This is a genomic window from Rhizobium sp. P1_E1, from assembly GCF_056406015.1.
This window is the reverse complement of sequence record NZ_JBFUAY010000025.1, coordinates 55017-76675: the sequence shown is the minus strand read 5'-3', so window position 1 is coordinate 76675 and position 21659 is coordinate 55017. Positions and strand designations below refer to the sequence as shown.

The 21659-nt window shown below is 61.2% G+C and carries 20 protein-coding genes and 1 pseudogene; 5 read left to right on the top strand and 16 right to left on the bottom strand.

Annotation, left to right across the window (positions count from 1 at the left end; translation table 11 throughout):
• On the bottom strand, positions 1-153 hold a 153-nt coding region (locus AC1D1Z_RS12280), incomplete at its 3' end, for a transposase (RefSeq protein WP_477850646.1).
• A 688-nt stretch (positions 154-841) separates the two neighbouring features.
• Between AC1D1Z_RS12280 and nuoH the strand changes: the two genes are divergently transcribed.
• From nuoH to AC1D1Z_RS12265, 3 genes are read left to right on the top strand one after another with little or no spacing between them, the layout of a single operon-like run.
• Positions 842-1843 carry an NADH-quinone oxidoreductase subunit NuoH gene (gene nuoH, locus AC1D1Z_RS12275; RefSeq protein ID WP_131647348.1) on the top strand — a complete coding sequence of 334 codons (1002 nt, stop codon included), beginning with the start codon at positions 842-844 and terminating at the stop codon, positions 1841-1843.
• 10 nt (positions 1844-1853) lie between these two features.
• On the top strand, positions 1854-2420 hold the full coding sequence (locus AC1D1Z_RS12270) for an NADH-quinone oxidoreductase subunit I (protein WP_477850643.1): 567 nt from the start codon (positions 1854-1856) through the stop codon (positions 2418-2420).
• Between the two features lie 46 nt (positions 2421-2466).
• The gene (locus AC1D1Z_RS12265; RefSeq protein WP_477850641.1) at positions 2467-2907 is read left to right on the top strand and encodes a CBS domain-containing protein; all 441 of its coding nucleotides are present in this window, start codon (positions 2467-2469) and stop codon (positions 2905-2907) included.
• Between the two features lie 56 nt (positions 2908-2963).
• Here the strand turns inward: AC1D1Z_RS12265 and nuoG are convergent, their stop codons facing one another.
• The 14 genes from nuoG to AC1D1Z_RS12195 all read right to left on the bottom strand — a co-directional run bounded on the left by nuoG (position 2964) and on the right by AC1D1Z_RS12195 (position 17341).
• On the bottom strand, positions 2964-5531 hold the full coding sequence (nuoG, locus tag AC1D1Z_RS12260) for an NADH-quinone oxidoreductase subunit NuoG (RefSeq protein ID WP_131647349.1): 2568 nt from the start codon (positions 5529-5531) through the stop codon (positions 2964-2966).
• 33 nt (positions 5532-5564) lie between these two features.
• Positions 5565-6830, bottom strand: coding sequence for an NADH-quinone oxidoreductase subunit NuoF (gene nuoF / locus AC1D1Z_RS12255; RefSeq protein ID WP_131647347.1), 1266 nt, complete (start codon positions 6828-6830; stop codon positions 5565-5567).
• Between the two features lie 4 nt (positions 6831-6834).
• Positions 6835-7344, bottom strand: a complete 510-nt coding sequence (gene nuoE, locus AC1D1Z_RS12250) for an NADH-quinone oxidoreductase subunit NuoE (protein ID WP_131647346.1) — start codon at positions 7342-7344, stop codon at positions 6835-6837.
• A 16-nt stretch (positions 7345-7360) separates the two neighbouring features.
• Complete coding sequence (gene nuoD, locus AC1D1Z_RS12245) at positions 7361-8575, bottom strand: NADH dehydrogenase (quinone) subunit D (protein WP_018243733.1); 1215 nt, start codon at positions 8573-8575, stop codon at positions 7361-7363.
• A 29-nt stretch (positions 8576-8604) separates the two neighbouring features.
• Positions 8605-9141, bottom strand: a complete 537-nt coding sequence (locus tag AC1D1Z_RS12240; RefSeq protein WP_112905351.1) for an NADH-quinone oxidoreductase subunit C — start codon at positions 9139-9141, stop codon at positions 8605-8607.
• The gene (locus tag AC1D1Z_RS12235; RefSeq protein ID WP_018446419.1) at positions 9138-9641 is read right to left on the bottom strand and encodes a NuoB/complex I 20 kDa subunit family protein; all 504 of its coding nucleotides are present in this window, start codon (positions 9639-9641) and stop codon (positions 9138-9140) included. The genes AC1D1Z_RS12240 and AC1D1Z_RS12235 overlap by 4 nt, the downstream gene beginning before the upstream one ends.
• A complete protein-coding gene (locus tag AC1D1Z_RS12230; RefSeq protein WP_018243731.1) occupies positions 9629-9994 on the bottom strand; it encodes an NADH-quinone oxidoreductase subunit A in 366 nt (121 codons plus the stop codon). The genes AC1D1Z_RS12235 and AC1D1Z_RS12230 overlap by 13 nt, the downstream gene beginning before the upstream one ends.
• Positions 9995-10128: 134 nt before the next feature.
• Positions 10129-11586, bottom strand: coding sequence for an NADH-quinone oxidoreductase subunit N (locus AC1D1Z_RS12225; protein ID WP_018446420.1), 1458 nt, complete (start codon positions 11584-11586; stop codon positions 10129-10131).
• Positions 11583-13058, bottom strand: coding sequence for an NADH-quinone oxidoreductase subunit M (locus tag AC1D1Z_RS12220; protein ID WP_131647343.1), 1476 nt, complete (start codon positions 13056-13058; stop codon positions 11583-11585). Before AC1D1Z_RS12220 ends, AC1D1Z_RS12225 begins: the two co-directional genes overlap by 4 nt.
• A gap of 8 nt (positions 13059-13066) precedes the next feature.
• Positions 13067-14827 (bottom strand): Na(+)/H(+) antiporter subunit D, encoded by a 1761-nt coding sequence (locus AC1D1Z_RS12215; RefSeq protein WP_131647342.1) that lies wholly within the window; start codon positions 14825-14827, stop codon positions 13067-13069.
• A complete protein-coding gene (locus tag AC1D1Z_RS12210; protein ID WP_018243727.1) occupies positions 14820-15074 on the bottom strand; it encodes a hypothetical protein in 255 nt (84 codons plus the stop codon). Before AC1D1Z_RS12210 ends, AC1D1Z_RS12215 begins: the two co-directional genes overlap by 8 nt.
• Positions 15071-16534: a monovalent cation/H+ antiporter subunit D family protein gene (locus AC1D1Z_RS12205; RefSeq protein ID WP_018446423.1), complete on the bottom strand. Its 1464-nt coding sequence runs from the start codon at positions 16532-16534 to the stop codon at positions 15071-15073. Before AC1D1Z_RS12205 ends, AC1D1Z_RS12210 begins: the two co-directional genes overlap by 4 nt.
• 4 nt (positions 16535-16538) lie before the next feature.
• Positions 16539-16841: an NADH-quinone oxidoreductase subunit NuoK gene (nuoK, locus tag AC1D1Z_RS12200; protein WP_017961910.1), complete on the bottom strand. Its 303-nt coding sequence runs from the start codon at positions 16839-16841 to the stop codon at positions 16539-16541.
• Positions 16841-17341 (bottom strand): NADH-quinone oxidoreductase subunit J, encoded by a 501-nt coding sequence (locus tag AC1D1Z_RS12195; RefSeq protein ID WP_018446424.1) that lies wholly within the window; start codon positions 17339-17341, stop codon positions 16841-16843. The genes nuoK and AC1D1Z_RS12195 overlap by 1 nt, the downstream gene beginning before the upstream one ends.
• 958 nt (positions 17342-18299) lie before the next feature.
• Here AC1D1Z_RS12195 and AC1D1Z_RS12190 point away from each other — a divergent pair.
• Both AC1D1Z_RS12190 and AC1D1Z_RS12185 read left to right on the top strand, forming a co-directional pair.
• Positions 18300-18860 (top strand): annotated as a pseudogene (locus tag AC1D1Z_RS12190) (phosphate acyltransferase); the annotation flags it as partial.
• Between the two features lie 36 nt (positions 18861-18896).
• Positions 18897-20075 carry an acetate/propionate family kinase gene (locus tag AC1D1Z_RS12185; RefSeq protein WP_130759687.1) on the top strand — a complete coding sequence of 393 codons (1179 nt, stop codon included), beginning with the start codon at positions 18897-18899 and terminating at the stop codon, positions 20073-20075.
• A 259-nt stretch (positions 20076-20334) separates the two neighbouring features.
• Here AC1D1Z_RS12185 and AC1D1Z_RS12180 read toward each other — a convergent pair whose 3' ends face one another.
• Positions 20335-21654 (bottom strand): glucoamylase family protein, encoded by a 1320-nt coding sequence (locus AC1D1Z_RS12180; protein WP_028734540.1) that lies wholly within the window; start codon positions 21652-21654, stop codon positions 20335-20337.
• Positions 21655-21659 lie beyond the last annotated feature (5 nt).

Below are 21659 nucleotides of genomic sequence, written 5' to 3'. Positions count from 1 at the left end.
GGATACGTCCATGCCGCCGAACTTGGCTTTCCATTTATAGATGCTGGCATCGCTGACGCCGTGCTTGCGGCAAAGCTCCGAGACCGGCGCGCCAGCCTCGTGCTCCTTCAGAATGCCGATGATCTGTTCGTCTGTGAAACGATTGCGCTTCATTCCCTGGTCCTCTCAATGGGCCAGAGCTTACTTCAAAATGGATTATTTCAACGGGGCAAGGTCACCCGCAACCAAATCCCTCTCTGAAGATCAGCAAATACCTTCTTATCGCTGGCGGAAAAGCTTCGCTTTCCCTGGCGATGGTAGCTCATCGTCCTGCGGACCATAACCTGAAGGGTCCGAAGGACGGTTCAAATTCTGCCCCCGCAACCAAAATACATAAGACAATATTCAAAAGCCCGCCTCGTGCGGGCTTTKTGCGTTTGGTAACGRGGCGASGTTAACGCCTCTTCAGGGGCCGGCAAGAAGGCCAAGCCGACGCAGCGGGACAGAAAACTACAAATCCTGCCCCCGCAACCAACGATACTTGCAAATTTGCCCATGCAAGTCGCTTCCTCGACATAACCCTCGAGGAGCTTTTTGCGTTTCTGCTGTGTGTCCAGCTCCCCGGACGCCAGCTTGCAACCGGCGGAAACGCGAAGCTTTCATCTTGCACAGCGAAACCACTCGTCTCAAAACGTCCTGAGCCCGGACACATCATAGCCAGCGACGACATAACTGCGACGGCATTGTATGAGGTGCGTCGCCGTTGTACCATGTAGTCTGACAAGTGCGCGCAGTGCTCATTGTATAGCCGGAGCCAAAGTACGGTCGTGCGCTTCAACCCGATGAATAAGTAGCCGGGATCATGGAACTTATCGTCGCCCTTGGCCTGATCGTCTTGAAGGTCGCGATGCTGATTGCGATCCTGCTGTTGCTACCCTTGCCGCTAACCTGGCTGGAACGCAAGATCGCCGGGCACATGCAGCAGCGGATGGGGCCGATGCGCGTGGGATGGCACGGGCTGTTGCAGCCGGTGGCGGACGGAATCAAGCTCCTGACCAAAGAGGATCATATCCCGGCCGAGGCCGACCGGTTCCTGTTCAAACTGGCGCCAATCCTGGCGCTCGCCCCGCCCTTTGTGGTGTTCGTCGCGATCCCCTTCGGCGAAACTGTCTCGGTGCTCGGCCACGAGATCACGCTCTACGTCTCCAACATGAATGTGGCGCTCCTTTTTGTTTTCTCGGTGATCGGGATCGAGGTTTATGGCGTCATCTTCGGCGGCTGGGCCTCCAACAGCAAGTACGCTGTTCTGGGCAGCCTCAGGACCTGCGCGCAGATGATCAGCTACGAGATCCCGATGGGGTTCGCGGTCATCGGCGTGGTCATGCTGGCGCAATCCATGAGCCTGCTCGAGATCGTGCGGGCGCAGGCCGATGTCTGGAACATCGTCTACCAACCGGTCGGATTCTTCGTGTTCTTCGTCGCCGGGCTCGCCGAAGCGCAGCGCATTCCCTTCGACCTGGCGGAGGCGGAGGGTGATCTGGGGGCCGGGTTCCATACCGAATACAGCGGTATCCGCTTTGCCTTCTTCATGGTCAGCGAATATGCCATCGTATTGCTTGTGTCGGTCCTGGTGGTGATCCTGTTCTTCGGCGGTTGGAACGGAGTTCTGATTCCCTTGCCACCGCTCCTGTGGTTTGTGCTCAAGATCGCGTTCTTCGTCTATGTGTTTATCTGGTTCCGCTTCACTTTCCCCCGCTACCGCTACGACCAACTGATGGCGATCGGATGGAAAGTCTTGCTTCCTCTTTCAATGGCGAACATAATTATAACCGGTGTACTTTTAGGGGTCGTAGCGGCTCCGTAGCGAGGCGGCGATGTCGCGCGCGCAGGACAGAGTTGGAACATGGATTGGTTGGGCGTTCTTTGCCGATCTGGCGAGCGCCTTGGCTCTGACCTTCGGCTACATGTTCTCCAGATCCGTGACCATGCAATATCCGGACAAGGAAAAGTGGCTGCCCTACTCCCGCTATCGCGGGCATCACTTCCTGACGCGTGATGAAGAGGGCGAGATCAAGTGCGTGGYCTGCGAACTCTGCGCGCGGATCTGTCCCTGCGACTGTATCGAAGTCGTCCCCTACGAGGACGAGAAGGGCAAGCGGCACCCGGCCAAATTCGAGATCGACACGGCCCGCTGCCTGTTCTGCGGGCTGTGCGAGGACGCCTGCCCGGCGGACGCGATCGCGCTTGGCCAACAATACGAATTCTCGAGTTTTTCCTCAGCTGACCTGGTGATCGGGCGCGATGATCTGCTCGCCAAGCCGGGTAAGGCGGCAACCGGCGGCGGCGTGGTTGCCGCGCGCCTGAATACGAAGAAGGACGTACTTGTCGAGACGAAAGAGACGCAGGGCTACAACTGGTGGCGGAATATCCGGCGAACATGAACGCGCGCCAGCTGTCAAACCGAAACGCTCGGAAAGAGAGGCTCAGATGTTTGTCGGTGAAATCATGAAAAACAAGGGTGTCGGGGTCATCGCAGTTGCCCCCRATCAGACGATGGTGGAGGTACTGCGGCTGTTTCGAGACAACAATATCGGCTTCGTCGTCGTCAGGCGATCGAACGGCAAATACCTCGGTACGCTGTCGGAGCGGGACTGCTGCAATGCGGTGGCGGAATACGGGGCCGAGGCGGCGGCAAAGCGGGTCGCGGACATCATGAACCGCAATGTGGCGACGTGTTCGACACAGGATTTGCTGCCCGTCGCGATGGGGATCATGACCCAGCGGCGTACACGCCATGTGCTGGTCACGGATGGAGGCGACGTTGTCGGCGTGGTCAGCATCGGCGACGTGGTTAAACACAGGCTCGACGAAGCGCAGCGTACAGAGCAGGATCTGCAGGATTACATATGCGGGACCAGGTATCACTGAAGACGCCGGGGCGGGCAGCTTGCCGCAGAGCCTTGCGGTGCCCCGACCCCAAATCTTCAGACCCCACGCCAGATCCGGCCTGGGCGGTCGACCTCAAGAGTGGCGTGCGCCTTCTGAACTTCCACCGCGCATGGATATTCGCCCCGCCGCAGCAGGCTGTTGAGACGCAAGGCTCTATAGTTTTCCGGAACGAAGACGAGGCCCTTGGGAAACTGCCTGTCGACCTTGAGCTGCGCCGTCAGTTCGCCCTGGCCGGAACGCACGATTACCTGATCGCCATCCGAAAGGCCAAGCTCCGCGGTATCCTGCGCGCTCATCGCGACATAGGGATCGTTGGCGACCGTGTTCAGGATGTCCGACCGTTCGGAAAGATATCCGTTGTGGAACAGGCAGTCGCCGGTGATCAGCATGAGCCGGTCGGCTGCTGTCGGGACGGGCGGCGGCGCAGGGAGCATGCCAGCCGATAGTGTTGGCACCGCCTTGGTGAAAGCGCCGTCGGCGCCAAGCCCGTCCTGCGTCAACCCCTGATAGGCCGGAACCAGCCGGGCAATCTCGTCGAAAATTTCGGGTTGCGTCGATGGCCGCAGCGCCTGGTTGCGTAGCGCCGCGACGAAGTCGACAATCGCCAGATTGCCTCGCGCCTCGAAAACGGGCTCACGGAATTTGCGAACATTCTGGATCCGACCCTCGTTGTTGGTGAACGTTCCGGATTCCTCGCCGTAGCCCGCCGCGGGCAAGACGACCTCGGCCATGCCCGCCGTATCCGTGAGGAACGCGTCCTGCACGATCAGGAGATCGGCGGCGCCAAGCGCCCGCGTCACAAAGTTCCGGTCGGGATAGGCGACCAGGGGGTCGGTTCCGACGATGTAGAGCGCGCCCATCCGCCCACCGACACAGAGGTCCAGCATGGCGTCGAGATCCGCGCCGGGTTCAGACGGGATTTCGGCGCCCCAGTTTCGCGCAAGAGTTGCGCGCGCCGCGTCATCGGCGACCGCCCGCAGCCCCGGCAGAGCCGCCGGCAGGACCCCCATGTCCCAGGCGCCCATCTGGTTGGCACGGTCGAAGAGAAACTGCATCGCCGGGCCTTTGCCGAGCAGGCGGAGAACGTGCAGCAGGTTGTTGAGCTGCTGCAGCGTCGCGCGCGCTTCGGGTGATCTCAGGAGGTCGACGCTGACAAGCACGGTGACGCTGCGGCCTTCCTTGAGCGCGGCGGCCAGGCGATCCGGCCCGTCACTGCCGGCGCCCGCCGCCGGCCTGTCGATGTCCGCAAAAGAGCCGCCCGGCAAGGCCTGACCAGCTGCCGCCACAAGACCGGCCACCACCGCCGCAAGGCTTGCCGCTTCTCCGCCCGGAGGCACACGAACCACCACCCTGGCATCGGCGTCCAGACGCGATGGCCGCGCCGATAGCATGAGCAATCCGGTCTGCCGCCGCCGCGCCCCGTCCCGCAGCAGGTATTCGGTGACCGGGTTCTCCTCGGTTATATTGCCTCCGACGACGAGCACGCAGTCGTTGCCGATTACGTCGTCCAGCGGCGTGCGGCTGTAGAAAGTTCCCAGTAGCGGGCCGAGCGTATCGAAGGGCGCGGCCCAGCGTGACGAACAATCAATGTTGTTGGTCCGGAATACCGTTCGCATCAGCTTCTGGAACTGATAAAGCACCTCGTTGGGCAGGCGAGGGGAGGCCAGCCCGCCGGCATCCTTGCTCTCGACGGCCAACAGTCGCCGACGCAGATAGTCCCCCGCTTCGTCCCAGGAAACCGGAACCAGGGCGCCATCCTGACGGATCATTGGCTGCTTGATCCGGTCCCGACTTGCAACGAAATCGAGGCCGAAGCGTCCTCGCACGCAGAGAGTTTCGTGGTTGACACCTTCGTCCCACTTCGAGCGCACCCGCATGAACTCGCCCTTGCGCGTGCCCACCGTCAGCTGGCAACCGGTGCCACAATGCGGGCAGACCGTGTCGGTCTCTACGAGATCCCAGGGGCGCGCCTTGTAGCGGTAGGGGAAGCTCATCAGCGCGCCGACCGGGCAGACCTCGACGCAATTGCCGCACTGGTCGCAACTCGCCAGACTGCCCTCGAAGCCGGTGACGGCGGTATCCATGCCTTTTTCGACGGTGCCTAGCGCCACCGCACCGACGACCTCCTCACACATCCGGACGCAGCGCTGGCACTGGATGCAGCGGTTGACGTTCATGATGATGACCGGGCTCAGACGAATGTCCTCGGAGTGGAACACACGTTTTTCATCGCGGAATTGGCTTTCGCGGGGCCCGTAGGCCATTACCATGTCCTGAAGCTCGCATTCGCCGCCCTTGTCGCAGATCGGGCAGTCGAGGGGGTGGTTGGCGAGCAGCATGTCGAGCATGGAAGAGCGCGTTTCCTCGATCAGAGGCGTGTTCGTCCGCACGACCATGCCATCGGTGGCCGCAGTGGCGCAGGACGGCTGCAACCGCCGCACGCCCTCGATCTCCACCAGGCACATGCGGCACGAAGCCAGCGGCGGCAGCCGCTTCAGATAGCAGAAGGTCGGGACGTCGATGCCCAAACGCTGGGCGGCCTGCAGTACTGTCGAGCCAGCCTCAACTTCCAGCGTTTGTTCGTCGATCGTGACTTTAAGCATGGTTTCCTCACAACCCTGATCCAGCACACTTCTTCAGTGAAACGGGCACCTCCGCTCCTCGACATGGGCGACGAATTCATCTCGGAAATGCGCGAGTGCTGCACGCAATCCCATCGCTGCACCGTCACCCAAGGCACAAAACGTATTGCCGAAAATGCCCTTGCAGAGCATCTCCAACTGCTCCAGATCGCCGGGTACGCCATGCCCGCCTTCAACCCGGCGCAGGACCTTCACGACCCAGTTCAATCCTTCCCGGCAGGGCGTGCACTTGCCGCAGGACTCATGGTGGAAGAACTCGATGATCCTGGTGGCGACCTTGACCATGCAGGTGCTATCGTCGATCACGATAACGCCAGCCGAACCGAGCATCGAGCCGGCGGCAGCCAGCGAGTCAAAATCCATCCTCACGTCCAGCCCGTGCTCAGGGATGACCGGCGCTGAGACTCCGCCCGGGATCACCGCCTTGATCTTGCGTCCCGGCAACGCCCCGCCGGCATGTTCCTCGACCAGCTCGCGCAGCGGTGTGCCCATCGGCAACTCGTAGAGGCCGGGTTTGCGCACCTGCCCGCTGAGGCAGTAGAGCTTCGGGCCGGGGCTCTTGTCCGGGCCGATGCCGCGGAACCAGTCCGCGCCCCGCGCCACGATATGCGGCACGCAGGCCAGCGTCTCGACATTGTTGATCACAGTCGGGCTGGCGTAGAGCCCGGCCACGGCCGGAAACGGCGGCTTCAATCGCGGCTGCGCCCGCTTGCCCTCGAGCGACTCGAGCATCGCAGTCTCCTCGCCGCAGATATAGGCGCCTGCGCCGCAGTGGATGTGGACGGCGAAATCGAAATTCGAGCCCAGAATGCCCGTTCCCAGATAACCCTTTTCGTGTGCCTCGGCGATCGCCTGCTCCAGGCGACGGATCGCCGTCACATATTCTCCGCGGATGTAGACATAGGCAGTTTTGGCCCCAATCGCATAGGCGCTTACCGCCAGCCCCTCGATGAGTTGATGCGGATCGCGCTCCATGATGATCCGGTCCTTGAAGGTGCCTGGCTCGCCCTCATCGGCGTTGCAGCAAAGATATTTCGGCTTGTCGACCTGCTTCGGCACGAAACTCCATTTCATGCCCGTCGGGAATCCGGCACCGCCGCGACCGCGCAGGTTGGACTGTTTGACGAGGTTAACAACCTCGTCAGGCGTGTATTCGCGCAGCGCCTTGGCCAGTGCCTGGTAGCCGCCGCCAGCCTCGTAGGTCGACAGCTGGTGACTGTCCGGCACGGCGACATTCTTGAGGAGAACCGGCTCGAACATCGCGCTACTCTCCCTGCGGTCGCGCAGAGGGCTCGATGCTCGCGACCCGTTCCGTCGTAGCCCGCAGGTTGCCCAAAAGTGCATCTATCCGCGCGACATCAAGGGCACCATGGTAATCGTCGCCGACCTGCATCACCGGAGCCATCTCGCAGGCACCGAGGCACTCGACGGAGGAAAGCGTGAACAGCCCGTCCGGCGTGGTGTCGCCCTTCCTGATCGCCAGCGCCGTTTCCAGATGCTTCAGCAGGTCCTCGGCTCCGCACAGCATGCAGGAAACATTGTCACAGAGTTGCAGGTGGAACATGCCCACCGGCTCGGTATGGAAGAGCGTATAAAAGGTCGCCAGCTCGTAGACCCAGATCCGTTCGACTCCGAGAATGTCGGCGACTTCTTCCAGCACCTGACCAGGCAGATGGCCATGCTCCCTCTGCGCRATCAGAAGCGCGGGCATGATCGCCGAGCGCTGGTCGGGATACCGCGCCGCTGCCTCTTTTATCTTTTCGCGCATGGTCATTGCATTCAAATCCCTGCTACTTGTCCACCTCCGCCATCACTGGGTCGAGACTGCCGAGCACGGCGATCATGTCCGCCAGATAGCGGGCGTTGGTCACCCCGAACAGTCCCTGAAGGTTGACGAACGAGGGTGCCCGCACCTTCATGCGGAATGGTTTTGGCGACCCGTCGCTGATGATATAGAAGCCAAGCTCGCCCTTTGGCGCCTCGATCGCCGAATAGACCTCGCCCTTCGGCACCTTGAAGCCATAGGCCGACAGGTCGAAATGCTGGATCAGTGCTTCCATCGAGCAATGCACCTTGTCCTTGTCCACCGGGAAGGCGATTGTTGGCATGTCGATCTGGAACGGCCCCTCGGGCATCTGGTCGAGGCATTGCTCGATGATCCGGACGCTCTCGCGCATTTCCTCGACCCGACATTGCCAGCGCGCATAGCAGTCGCCCTCGTCGCGCGTGATGACGTTGAAGTCGAGCCGGTCATAGATCTCATAGGGCTCGTCGCGACGGATGTCCCAGTCGACGCCCGAAGCGCGCAGGTTCGGACCGCTCAGGCCAAGATCGATGGCGTCCTCGGCGGAGATCACGCCGATCCCCTGCGTGCGCTTCAGGAACACCCGGTTGTTTTCGAGCAACCGCTCATAGTCGCGGATCCGGTTCGGGAAGATGTCGCAGAACTCCCTGATCTTGGGAAGGAAACCGTCAGGCAGGTCCTCGCGCACTCCGCCAACCCTGCAGAAGGACGTGTGCATGCGTGCACCGCTGATCATTTCCAGGAGGTCCATGATCATTTCGCGCTCCCGCATGGCGTAAAGCAAGGCGGTCATGGCGCCGAGGTCCATCGGCAGCGCGCCGGTGATCAAGACATGGCCGGAGATCCGCGCCAGCTCGGCCATCATCACGCGGATATATTGTGCGCGGATCGGTGCTTCTATGCCGAGGAGTTTCTCCACCGCCAGCGCGAAGGCGAGGTTGTTCGACGGTGGACAGAGGTAGTCGAGCCGGTCGGTGAGCGGAAAAATCTGGGTGTAGGTGAAGCTCTCCGCCAGTTTTTCGGTGCCGCGATGGAGGTAGCCGATGTGTGGGTCCACGCGCTTGACGTACTCGCCGTCCAATTCCAGGACGAGCCGAAGAACCCCATGCGTGCTGGGGTGCTGGGGGCCGAGATTGAGAAGCACCTCCTTGGTGTCGAACGCTTCGCCTTGCGGCCTGATCAGTTCGGTGACTTCGGTCATTTTAAGTTCCCGGCGTGGAGCGGCCTCCCTTATGGAATGTTCTTGGTGGCGAGGTCGGGCTGCGTCGGTGGCGTGCCTTCGGCGCCAAACGGGTTCAGCTTGTCCTTGTAGCCACGGAGCGGAAAATCCTTGCGCTGTGGGAAGCCCTCGAACCCTTCCCACATGTAGATCCGGCGCAAATCGGGGTGGCCCTCGAACCTGATCCCGTACATATCCCAGGCTTCTCGCTCATGCCAATTGGCGGTTCGCCAGATCCCCGTCACCGACGGGACCCGCGGCGGATCGGCGAGGCGGCATTTGATGCGAACGCGCAATTTGTTCGGTAGCGAATAGAGGTGGTACACCGTCTCGTAGCGTGGCATCTCAGGATAATGATCGACCCCGCAGATGTCCGACAGGAAGTTGAACCGCAACGCCGGGTGTTCCTTCAGAAACCGGCAAAGCTCGACGATCATGTCAGGCGGAGCGGCGAAGGCATATACACCATGCGCGAAGCCAAGATCGTCGATTGCCTCGCCGAAACGCTCCGTGATCGTAGTGCGGATGAGGGGCGTCTCCACACTCATGACGCTGCAACCCGACCCAGAGGAGTCCCGGCCAGTGCTCGGGATTTTTTGATCTTCTCCTGAAGTAGCAGGAATCCATGCATCAGCGCCTCGGGCCGCGGCGGGCAGCCGGGCACATGCACGTCCACCGGCACGAAGGTTTCCGCTCCCTGCACCACCGCGTAGGTGTTGTAGACCCCGCCCGAGATGGCGCAGGTGCCCATGGCGATGACCCAGCGGGGCTCCGGCATCTGGTCATAGAGGCGGCGCACCACGGGCGCGAACTTCCGCGTTACTGTGCCGGCGATGATCATCACATCGGACTGGCGCGGCGAAGGCCGGAACACCACGCCGAACCGGTCGAGATCATAGCGGGCGCACCCCGCCGAGATCATCTCGATGGCGCAGCAGGCAATTCCGAAGGTCTCGGGCCACAGCGCCGAGCTCCGGCTCCAGTTGATAACGCTCTCGGCCGTGGTGAACAGCACGCTGTCGCGGATCGCGTTGTTTACGCCTCCCATTCGAGTGCTCCCTTCAGCCAGGCATAGGCGAAGCCCACAAGAAGCAGCACTATGAAGACGAACATCTCGACAAAGCCGACCAGCCCGATGTCTTTCAGGACGGCGGCCCAGGGAAAGAGGAACATCGTCTCGACATCGAAGACGACCAGCAGGATCGCAAGGATAAAGAACGGCACTCTGAAGCGCCCCGCGGCGGCCTCACCCGCGGCGTCCATGCCGCACTCATAAGGCATGTTCTTTTCGGGATAGGGATTGGACGGACGCAGCAGCGAAGAGACAAAAAGCGTCGCGCCCGTCACCAGAACGACTCCGACGATCATAAAAAGAACCGGCAAGAATTCCATCGCAGCCATATCGCACTGCACCGGTTACCCACTGACTGCTTTCCTCAGGCCGCGACCGTCCTGTTCAGGACCGTAATGCAGTCGCCCCGGGAAGCAACTTGGGCAATCCTTTCTTGAGCTTTGAGTTTATTCCGTCGGACAGATCATTGCAAATTCAATCGGTCAGCCGCCAACACGGAATGCTGGGCAAGTCTTAAAAACCAGGCGGGGAACAGGCCGATGCCGATGGTGCCCGCAGCAGTGAAGGCGAGCGTCGCGCGCACCAAGGGCGTCAGCGCCGGGTCGAACGTCCTTTCCGGCTCGCGCATGTAGATCACCATGACGATGCGGATATAAAAGTAGGCGGCAACAGCACTCAGCAGCACTGCGATCACCGCCAGCATGACGAACCCTCGCTCGACGAGCGCGACCAGCACGTAGAACTTGGCGAAGAACCCGGCCGTTGGCGGAATGCCGGCGAGCGAGAACAGATAGAGCAGCATCAGAAGCGCGAGCCCGGGACGGGACTTGGCGAAACCCGAGTAGTCTTCGATAACCTCGCCCGAGAAATTGCCGTTCCGCATCATGATGACAGTAGCGAAAATGCCGAGATTCATCAAAGAGTATATCAGCAGGTAGAGCATCACGCTGGCGATCCCGTCGGCACCGCCGGCCACCACGCCGAAAAGGGCGAACCCGGCATGGGCGATGCTGGAATAAGCGAGGAGCCGCTTGAAATTATCCTGCACCAGCGCCACGAAACTGCCGAGCGCCATCGTGACCACGGCAATGACCGCGACGATGATCCAAACGTCCGAGGCTGCTACCAGCGGGTTGAGGAACACCCTCAGGATCACTGCGAACCCCGCCGCCTTGGGGCCGACTGACATGAAGGCGGTGATCGTCGTCGGCGCGCCTTCATAGACGTCCGGCAACCACATATGGAACGGCACCGCGCCGACCTTGAAGACCAGCCCCGCGACGATGAAGACCACCGCCAGCAGCAATCCGGGATCGAGCGGATCGCCGGTGACCGCCGCAGCCATCCCGTCCAGCTGCGTCGTGCCGGTGAGCCCGTAGACCAGCGAAACGCCGTAAAGGAAAATCCCGGTCGAGACCGCGCCAAGGATCACGTATTTCAGCGCCGCTTCGTTTGACCGCCGCTCTCGCCGCAGGAATCCGGTCAGCACATAGGTGCAGAGCACCATCAGTTCGAGGCCCACATAGATCGAGAGGAGATCGGTCGCCGAGGCCATGATCATCATTCCCGAAAGCGCAAAGAGCAGCAGGACATAGTATTCGCTGCTCCCGATCCCCTCGATATCCGCATATTTTCGCGAAAGGAGGAATGTCAGGATGGTGGCCAGGTAGAACACGAACTTGAAGAAGACCGCGAAGCGGTCGGCGACGAACATGCCCGTATAGGCCGGCCGCACCTCGCTCGAAAGAATGAGTGTCGCCAAGGCGGCAATCAGCACGATCGCGACGGAAGCCCAGACCAGGAAATATTCCTGCCCCCTGCGCACAAGCTGTCCCAGGATCAGCAGGATGCAGGCTCCAGTGATCACCACGATCTCGGGCAGGCTTGCGAGAGCCGACTGGAAAAGTGCTGCGGCGGTCATGGGCCGCTCCCCTTATCGTGCACCTGAGCCAGCAGATGCTTCACCGAGACGTCGATGATGCCGAGAAAGGGTTTCGGATAGAGCCCGACCCACAGCACTAACACGGCCAGCGGCAGGATCGCTGCCATCTCGCGGGCGTTCACGTCGCATATCTTGAACCGGGCGCCGACGCTGGCGGGACCGAGCGCGACTTTCCTGTACATGCCAAGCAGATAGGCCGCGCCCAGCAACGCGCCCAAAACGGCCGCCGCGCCGATGGCCAGGTTGGCCGCAAACCCGCCGGACAACACCAGCAATTCGCCAATGAACGAATTCGTTCCCGGCAGCGCCATTGACGATAGGGTGAACAGCGCGAGAAACGCTGTGTAGACGGGTGCTGCCTTCATCAACCCGCCATATTCGGCGATGCTGCGCGTATGTGTCCGCTCGTAAATCAGGCCGACGAACAGGAACAGGGCGCCCGTCGTTACGCCATGATTGAACATTTGCAGGATGCCGCCCTCGAGCCCGCGCAGGTTCAATGCAAAAATCCCCAGCGTCACGAAGCCCATGTGGCTGATGCTGGAATAGGCCACCAGCTTCTTCAGGTCGTCCTGCGCCAGCGCAAGCAACCCGCCATAGACGATCGCAAGCGCCGAAAGCGAAAGCATCAGCGTCGAATAATACACCGACGCCTCCGGCAGCATCGGCAGCGAGAACCGCAGGAACCCATAGGCGCCCATCTTCAGGAGTACGCCCGCCAGGATGATGCTGCCCGCGGTCGGCGCTTGTACATGGGCGTCCGGCAGCCAGGTATGGACCGGCACCATCGGCACTTTGACGGCGAAGGCGATCAGGAAGGCGAAGAACAGCCAGGACTGGACCGGGAACGGCAAATCCTGCGCTGTCAGCGCGAGGATGTCGAAGGTCTCGCCGCCGTTGAAATAGAGCACGATGACACCGATGAGGAACAGGAGGCTGCCCGCCAGCGTGTAGAGGAAGAACTTGAACGCCGCATAGATCCGGCCTTCGCCACCCCAGACGCCGATGATCAGGTACATCGGGATCAGCATCGCTTCCCAGAAAACGTAGAACAAGAACAGGTCGAGCGCGCAGAACACCCCCAGCATCAGCGCCTGCATGGAGAGCAGACTGACCATGAACGCCTTGACCTTGCGGTCGATCGCAACCCACGAGGCGAGCACACAGATCGAACCCAGCAACGCGGTCAGGAACACGAAGAGCGCGCTTATCCCGTCGATACCAAGCGCATAAGTGATCCCGAGCGCGGGCACCCAAGGGCGCTTCTCTGTGAACTGCATCTCGTGGGTCGTGGTGTCGAATCCGGCCAGCATGGCGATGCAGAGGGCGAGGTCAAGGATTGTGACACCCAGCGCTGTCCAGCGCACCGCATCGTCGCCGCGGAGAAACATCAGAACCGCTGCCCCGGCGACGGGCGTGAAAATTATGAAGCTCAGAAGCGGCAATCCCATCGCGCCCCCTACCGCCATACCACGGCGAAGACCACGGCGGCTGCGATCACACCAGCGATCATCGCCAGCGCGTAATGGGTCACGACGCCGGTCTGGAGCCGCCGGAGCCGCCCGCCGCCGCGCAGGATCGAGCGGGCGACGCCGTTCACGACGGCGTCAAGGCCGGTGACATCGATCCGCAGTCCCATTCGCGCCGCCCCATGCAGGAAAGGCAACACAGCAGTCTCGGACACGTCGCTCACCGCCTTCTCGTAGCGCGCCAGCGGTTTTCCGGCGATCCACATGAAGACCCGAGCGCCCTTGCGGTAGAACCAATCGGTGTCGATGCTGATCGTGTTCTCGGGGTCGAGCGCCCTGAGGAATATGACAAAACCCAAGGCGGTGAACATCAGCACGCCAAGGCTCTCGGTGACATGGACGCCGGTGTAAGGTTCGTAGTCCACCGGATAGGGCAGAAGATCGTAAAGCGGCTGAGGGAACACCCCGATCGCGATGCAGAGCACCGCCGCCATGCCCATCGCAACCAGCATGTTGCGGGGCGGCTCCCGCGCCTCCAGCCCACGGTCGGTGCCAAAGAACATGTAGTACGGCAGCTTCAGTCCGGTGTGCAGGAACGTCCCCGCCGACGCCATCGTCAGCGCGAGCACCATCACAGCGCGGTGATCCTGTCCGGCGGCGGCCACCACCATCGACTTGGTGACGAAGCCCGAGAAGAATGGAAATGCCGAAATCGCGAAAGCGCCAACCATGTAGAGCGCCACGGTCACCGGCATGGTCTTGTAGAGCCCACCAAGCTCGGTGAGCTTGCGCCGGCCGGTGACGTAAATCACCGCCCCAGCACCCATGAACAAGAGCGCCTTGTAGAGGATATGTGCGAAGGCATGACTGGTGGCCCCGTTCACCGCCATCTCGGTGCCGATGCCGACGCCCGCCACCATGTAGCCCACCTGGCTAACGATGTGATAGGCCAGTAGCCGGCGGCAGTCGTTCTCCAGCACCGCGTAGACGACGCCGTAGAGCGCCATCGCGGTGCCGAGCCAAACGAGAAGTTCAGTTCCCGGAAACGCCCGAGCCAGCACATAGACGGCGGTCTTGGTGGTGAAGGCGCTCATGAACACCGCGCCGGTGACAGTCGCCTCCGGGTAAGCGTCGGTCAGCCAGGCGTTGAGCGGCGGCACAGCGGCGTTGAGCATGAACCCGGCAAGGATCAGGTAAGCGCCGACGCCCATCTCRCCTGCGATCGGGCCGAAGAGCAGCGAGCCAGTCGAGAGCCCGTAGAGAATGACGCCGCCAAGTAGGACGACGCCGCCAGTGATATGGACCATGAGATACCGGAACCCGGCGGCGATCGCCTGTCGGCCGCCCTGGGCGAAAACCAGATAGGCAGAGGCAAACGCCATGCCTTCCCAGAACAGGTACAAGGTCAGGTAGTCGCCGGCGAAAACCACGCCAAGCGCGCTGCCGACATAGACGAACGCAGCGACATGCTGGCCGGGGCGCGTCAGGTGCAGAGCATAGACCGTTCCGATCAGCGCCATAATGGTGAAGACCGTTGCGAAGACGATGCTCAGCTTGTCGACCTTCGCGATGAGGATTTCCTGCCCGATGAACGATGCCGCGCCGTAGCTGCCTGACTGCATCGTGAGCACGGTGAGGATCGCAAGTATCGGGATCAGCAGCAGATAGGCCTTGCGGATCGACCCGTTCAGAAAGGGGATCGGCAGGGCACCGAGAATGAACAGCAGGGCGGGATGGACGAAGTCAGTCATAATAGTCCTCGCGCCGCATGAGCCCAGCCCGATGGCCGAGGAACTTGGAAACGAAAATCAGCAGCACGCAGGATAAGAAGCCGTAGACGGCCGACCAGCCCGGCAGACGGTCCCACGGGTATTCGGCGTGTTCGCGCGGCACCAGGAAGTCGGCGATGACGATCAGGACGAGCACCAGATAGAAAAGCCGACGCCGTTCGGTCGCATACTTTCCGTCGCCAAAGAAATCGACCAAGCGCTTTATCACCTGACAACTCCTTCCGCCAAGGCGACGAAATAGTCGGGGAAGATGCCCATCGCCACCGACAGGATGGCGGTCGCAACTAGCGGGATCGTCACCATCGGAATTTCACGGACCGTTGCCGGGCTCCCTTGCGCCTCCGTCCCGAAAAAGGCGACATAGCTGACCGGCAGGAAATAAGCGGCGTTGAGGACCGAACTCGCTAGGAGCACGATCAGGAACGCGATTTCCCCCGCCTCCACCGCGCCTCGCGCCAGATACCACTTGCTCACGAACCCCGCAGTCGGTGGCACGCCGATCATGCTGAGTGAGCCGACGAAGAACGCCCCCATCGTCCAGGGCAACCGGCGGCCGATACCAGCCATGTCGCTGATGTTGCGCTTGCCAGACGCGCAATAGATCGACCCGGCGCAGAAAAACAGTGTGATCTTTGAGAATGCATGCGCCGCGATGTGGATGATCCCGCCGACCATCGCGACCGGCGAGAGCAGAACCGCGCCCAGCACGATGTAGGAGAGCTGGCTGACCGTCGAATAGGCGAGCCGCGCCTTCAGGTCGTCCCGCGTCAGGGCGTAGACCGACGCCATCAGAATCGTGAACGAGACCAGATAGGCCGTGGCGATGCCCAGTCCTAGCCCGTCCACCAGCCCCGTGCCGAACACATGGAACACCAACCGCAGCACGCAAAACACGCCCATCTTGACCACGGCCACGGCATGCAGGAGCGCACTGACCGGTGTCGGCGCCACCATCGCGGCAGGCAGCCATGCGTGCATCGGCATCACCGCAGCCTTGGCGAAGCCGAAGAGGTAGCAGAAATAGACGACTGTCAGCAGCGCCGCCGAAGCATCGCTCCCTGCCAGCAGGCCCCCCGTGACAAAGTCGAGCGATCCCGCAATGTGGTAGGTCAGCGCCAGCGCGGCGAGAAGCACGCTCTTTGACGCTCCCATCAAATAGACCAGGTACTTGCGGCTGCCCGTCCATCCCTCTTCGTCTTCGTGGTGGTAAACGAGCGGATAGGTAACGAGGGTGAGCATCTCGTAGAAGATCACCAGCGTGAACAGATTGGCGGCGAAGGCGCCTCCGACCGCTGCCGCGAGACTGGCGGCAAAGCAGGCGAAGAACCGGGTCTGCGCATGCTCGTTCAAGTGCCGCATGTAGCCGATGGAATAGATCGCCGCGACAATCCACAGCAGCGACGAGACGGTGGCAAACACCATGCCGAGCGCATCGACCCGGAAAGCCAAGTCAATCCCCGGCAGAACCTCAAACAGGCGCAATTCGACCGTCCCGCCCGCCAGCACCGTGGGCGCCATCGAGACGACAATTGCGAACATGGCGATTGCCGCCAATGGCGAGACGATATCGCGGAGTTTCTCGCGGTTGTTCAGGAGAAGAACTGCAAGGGCCGCCAGGCCCGCGACGGCGACGGCAAGTAGCGGCCGGATCGATACCACCGGGTCCAAGCCTCTATCCTTTCATCATGGTCACGTCGTCGACCTTGAGGGTAGATTTGTTCCTCACGAGGGCGACCAGGATTCCGAGGGCGACGGCAACCTCCGCCGCGGTGATTGCGATGACGAAGATCGCGAAAATCTGACCGCGGAAATCGGCGTAGTAACGCCCGAAAGCGATGAAATTGATGTTGACCGAGTTGAGCAACAGCTCCAGCGACATCAGCACGACCAGAATGTTGCGCCTGAGCAGCACGCCCGCCGCTCCGATCACGAACAGCGCCACTCCGAGCAAAATATACCACCAGAGCGGAACCATCACCGCTGCTCCTTCTGCGCCAGCACGATGGCCCCGATCAGGGCGGCCAGCAGGATGACGGACGCAACTTCAAACGGCAGGAGATAGTCGGCGAACAGCGTTGTGCTGAGCTGCCTGACCTGATCGCCACCGCGCACGGTGACGGGCTGCGTGAGCGAAAAGCGGCCGCTCCAGAGCACCAGCGCAACCATCTCGATCCCAAGCAGGACGAGCAACACCAGAGCCGCCATGTTGCCGCCCGGCAAGAACCGTTGCAAGACCGCTTCGCGCACATCGATCATCATGATCACGAAGACGAACAGGACCATAATCGCGCCGACATAGACAAAGATCTGGATGACCGCGAGCAGCGGCGCCTCGAGCAAGACGAAGATTGCCGATATCTGCAGGAAGCACGCCATCAATGCCAATGCGCTGTGAACCGGATTCCGGGCCAAGACCAGCGTCAAGGCGGTGATCACGGACACCGTAGCGAACAGAAGAAAGAACCCCTGATCCATCGACGCCGACCCTCCGACGCGAACTGCTACCCGGCGCGAGACGGCCGGATTTGAGATTGCGCCGCAACTTCCGATGCGTTCAAAAATTGTGCCCTAAAATCGGATTTTTCACAAGATTATTGTCATTGGCGGAGCAAGACCGGGTCGGTCCGGATGTGGCGGAGGTCGCTTGCGAAGCGCGCGCTTTCGATAGCGCCGTACCGATTTTATTGTTCCATAGGCAAATGGCTTGAGCCGGTCGGTACCGACGTTTTGTTACGGCGTAGTGGGAAATTTCTTCCAAATAACACCGGCTGTTCCGCCGAAGTTACAAGTCTCAGTGGCTTCGGGCCCCCGCAACCAAATCTTTCCCTCCAAAAATCAAAACGCTCCTCGTGGAGCAGCCCGCTCGGCGGGCAATCGAGTCACTGGATCGATTGCTTATTGGAAGCCGCTGGCAAACACGCATGCCCGTAGGGCCGCCGGCAATGAGATCGAGGACGAACATCGCTCCGCCGCTGCGGCCCGACTTTCGGAGATCAATCTCGCGAACTACCGCGTCTTTGCCTAGCCAGCCGTCCGGGCGGCCATTACGCCGCCGGTGGCCGATGCGGCATCCCCACCCCTTGCGCCTCGGCTACGAAAGTCGTGCCAGCGCAGGTCGATTGACGCTGGCTGGGTTCAAGACGATGATGCGAGAACAGTATTTCGTCCTCTTGATCGACGAGCCCGGGTCCTTGGGACAATTCCGGCACTCCTGCCGGCGGACATGGACGAGCGCCGAAAGGCCATCGAGGCCCTGCGCGAGCTGCTGGTGTCGTCGGGCGTTGGAAGCCGGCGGGAGCCGATTGCCTCGATCGTGTGGCCGAGCTGTTCAGCCTCGGCAAGGAGGAATTCGGCAGCAACCCAGTCCGCGGACCGGCAAGCAAGAGCGCTCGCGTTCGCAACGCATCCTGATCGAAGCAGAGGGAGCTTCCCAATGACCGACCTTTCCACGACCAAACCTGAACAATCAAAATACGACCGACTGATTGCCGCTGCACGGGAGGTTGCGCCTGCCGTCACGATCGTGGCGCATCCCTGCGACGAGACGTCATTGCAGGGCGCGCTTGACGCCGAGAACAGACTGATCGTACCAGTCCTGGTGGAGCCCGCCGCAAGAATTCAGACGGTGGCCGCGGAGAATGGGCTTGATCTGAAAGAGCACGAAATCGTCGACGTTCCAAATAGCCACGCCGCTGCGGCGAAGGCAGTCGTCCTGGTACGAGAGGGAAAGGGCGAGTTCCTCATGAAGGGCAGCCTCCATACGGACGAACTGATGCGCGACATCACGGCCCCCGCCACCGGCCTGCGCACCGAACGCCGCGTCAGCCATATCTTCGTGATGGATGTGCCTGACCACGCCGACACGCTCTTCATCACCGACGCGGCGATCAACATCTCTCCCGACCTCGATGTTAAACGCGACATCGTGCAGAATGCAATCGACCTCTGGACGACGGTCGGGCTCGGTCAGCCCCGTGTGGTGATCCATTCCGCCGCCCGGCGGCGTGTGACACAAGTGGCGGCCTGAACCATGGACGCGATCCTTGTCGTCAACGCCGGCTCGTCAAGCCTAAAGTTCCAGATCTTTGAGATCGCCGACACCGGCCCCAATTGCCGCATTCGCGGCCAGATCGATGGCATCGGAGTACGGCCCCGTCTAGCGGCGAGCGCCGCCGACGGAACGGTCCTGGTTGATCGTCGATATGCGCCGGAGGTAGTCGACCACCTGCCGGCGGCAATCGCTGAAATCCGTGCGTGGTTGCTGACCCTTAAGGGTTTCACGCTCCGTGCCACTGGTCATCGCGTCGTTCATGGCGGCCCGGACTATGCGAAACCGATCCTCATAGACCGCGACACACTCGACAAGCTTGCGACTTTCCAGGAGCTTGCTCCGCTGCACCAGCCGAACAACCTCGCGCCGATCCGCCTCGCGATGGAAATCAATCCGGATGTGCCGCAGGTCGCCTGTTTCGACACCGCTTTCCATCGCGGCCACGCCCCGCATACTGATTGCTACGCCTTACCCTGGGACTACTACGAGCACGGAGTACGACGATACGGCTTTCATGGCCTGTCCTACGAATACATTGCCGAGCGGTTGGCCGAAGTCGCGCCCGGAATCGCCGGTGGACGCATCATAGTTGCCCACCTCGGCAGCGGTGCGTCCATGTGCGCGCTGATGGACGGACGCAGCCTTGAGACTACGATGGGCTTCACGGCACTCGATGGCTTGCCGATGAGCACCCGCCCGGGCCAGATGGATCCCGGCATCGTGCTATACCTGCTCGATCACAGAGGAATGACCATGGGGGAGGTTACTGACCTTCTCTACAGGGCGTCCGGTCTGAAGGGGCTGTCAGGCATTTCGGCCGACATGCGCGATCTTCTTGCCAGCGATGACCCGCGTGCGGCCCTCGCCATCAATCACTTCGTCCATCGCTGTGCGCTCAGTGCCGGCATGCTTGCCGCCGCGCTTGGAGGTCTTGACGCTTTCGTCTTTACGGCTGGCGTCGGGGAGAATTCGCCGCCAATCCGCGCTCGCATCGCCGAACGGCTTGCCTGGCTGGGAGCCGAACTCGATCCCGCGGCCAACGAAGCGGGCGCGGTGCTCATTTCCACTTCTGCGAGCCGCGTCGCGCTCTACGTCCTGCCGACGGATGAGGAACTGATGATCGCCCGCCACACGCTTGCACTCATAACAGCACCCTGAAACCGATGTAATGCGCATGATCAACCCTTTCGGCCCGAGAAGCGCCGCGCGCCCAATCACTGGGTAGGAGCTCTATGTGGACGGCGGCTATCATATTGTCGACTGAGCATGCGGCGAACAAAACAGCCGCCGACCCCTTGATCCCGCCAAGTTGAAGTAATCCAGCTCGCCTTCGCATGCCCGGAAGATACCAATTGACAACGAAGGCGAGAGTTGGCATCCGCGGGCGTGAGGCGATAGAATCCAAGCGGCATCCAATCTAAAGCCAGCCCCCTGAAAATCCCGCACGTCTCAACCCGGTCACGATGGGCTTGCATTGGCGCATGATGTTCCAGAGCAAGCCGGTCCGATAGTTTTCGATCATCAGCACCACCGGTCCTTGGTCGATGCCGAAGTGATAAGGGCTTACCCACCATCCGGCTTGACTGTTTTCCACCGCATATGTCTGGTTAAACGACGGTTTGAAGCCGTAAAGCCGCGTCATACCGAGCTTCATCCGCGCAAAGTTGCGGACAGTTGGCACGACAATCTCCGGCGCGAACGGCAGCGAGGCGACAACGACCCATGGCGCGATAGTCCCATCGTCAGGTCCGAAAGGAGCCCCGCGGGCTACGTAGTCGAAGAACTCCCGATCGACCCCATCTATCGTCCGCTTACCCCAACCCGGGCCGTCGCATGCGGTGAACCCCCAACAATGTTCGCCATACCCTACAAAGTTCATCGGGTTGCGGATTGCGTATTGTTGCTGGATATATGTCGCATGCCGACTGTTTTCGAAATAGTCGGTGTCATGGTGGCGCATGAACGCATCGCGGATGCCTCGAAAGTCTATCCACATGTGCGACAGTTGATGGGTAAAAAGCGGTCCTGAATACAACAACTCGCGGCCGTAGATATTCCGCCATTCGTAGGTTTCGGTGTAGGCGGCATAGCACTCGGGCGGCAAAGGGTGAGTTGGGGATCCCAGACCAATGATGTAGAGCAGCAGGCCTTCATCATAGCCACGCCATCGATAGGGAATGAAACCGCTCTCCGGACGCCAGCCATGCGTTAAAGTTGCACCGCCATCGCAGGCCCAATTCCAGTCGGCACGCTCGTAAAGCGCCATCGCGAGCTGGCGGATTTCAGCCTCAGCGGCCGTGTCGCCATCAAAGTAGGTGGCAACGGTCAAGGCACCTGCGAACAGGAAAGCCGAGTCGATTGTCGACAACTCGCATTGCCAAACCCGGCGCCCCGTTTCGATGTCTAGAAAGTGATAAAAAAACCCTTTGTAGCCGGATGAATCCGGCTCCGGCCCCTGCGGGCATGCCATCAGGTATCTCAAGCGATTGCGGGTGATCTTTGCCGCAAATTCGCGGATGAGGACGCCGCGTTCTACAACCACGGGGATGGTCGCCAACGCCATGCCAATCGCCGCGATGCTTGCCGGGGCGTTCGGTTCTGTCTTGTCGCGCACCAGGCCGTTGTCCGGGTTTGTGCATTGGAGATAGTACAAAAGAGTGGTGAATTGCAGCCGAGCGAGGTCCTGGTCCGTTGGCATGCGGTCGAGATCAGCGTCGGTTGAGAGCATTTCGGGCATGGCCG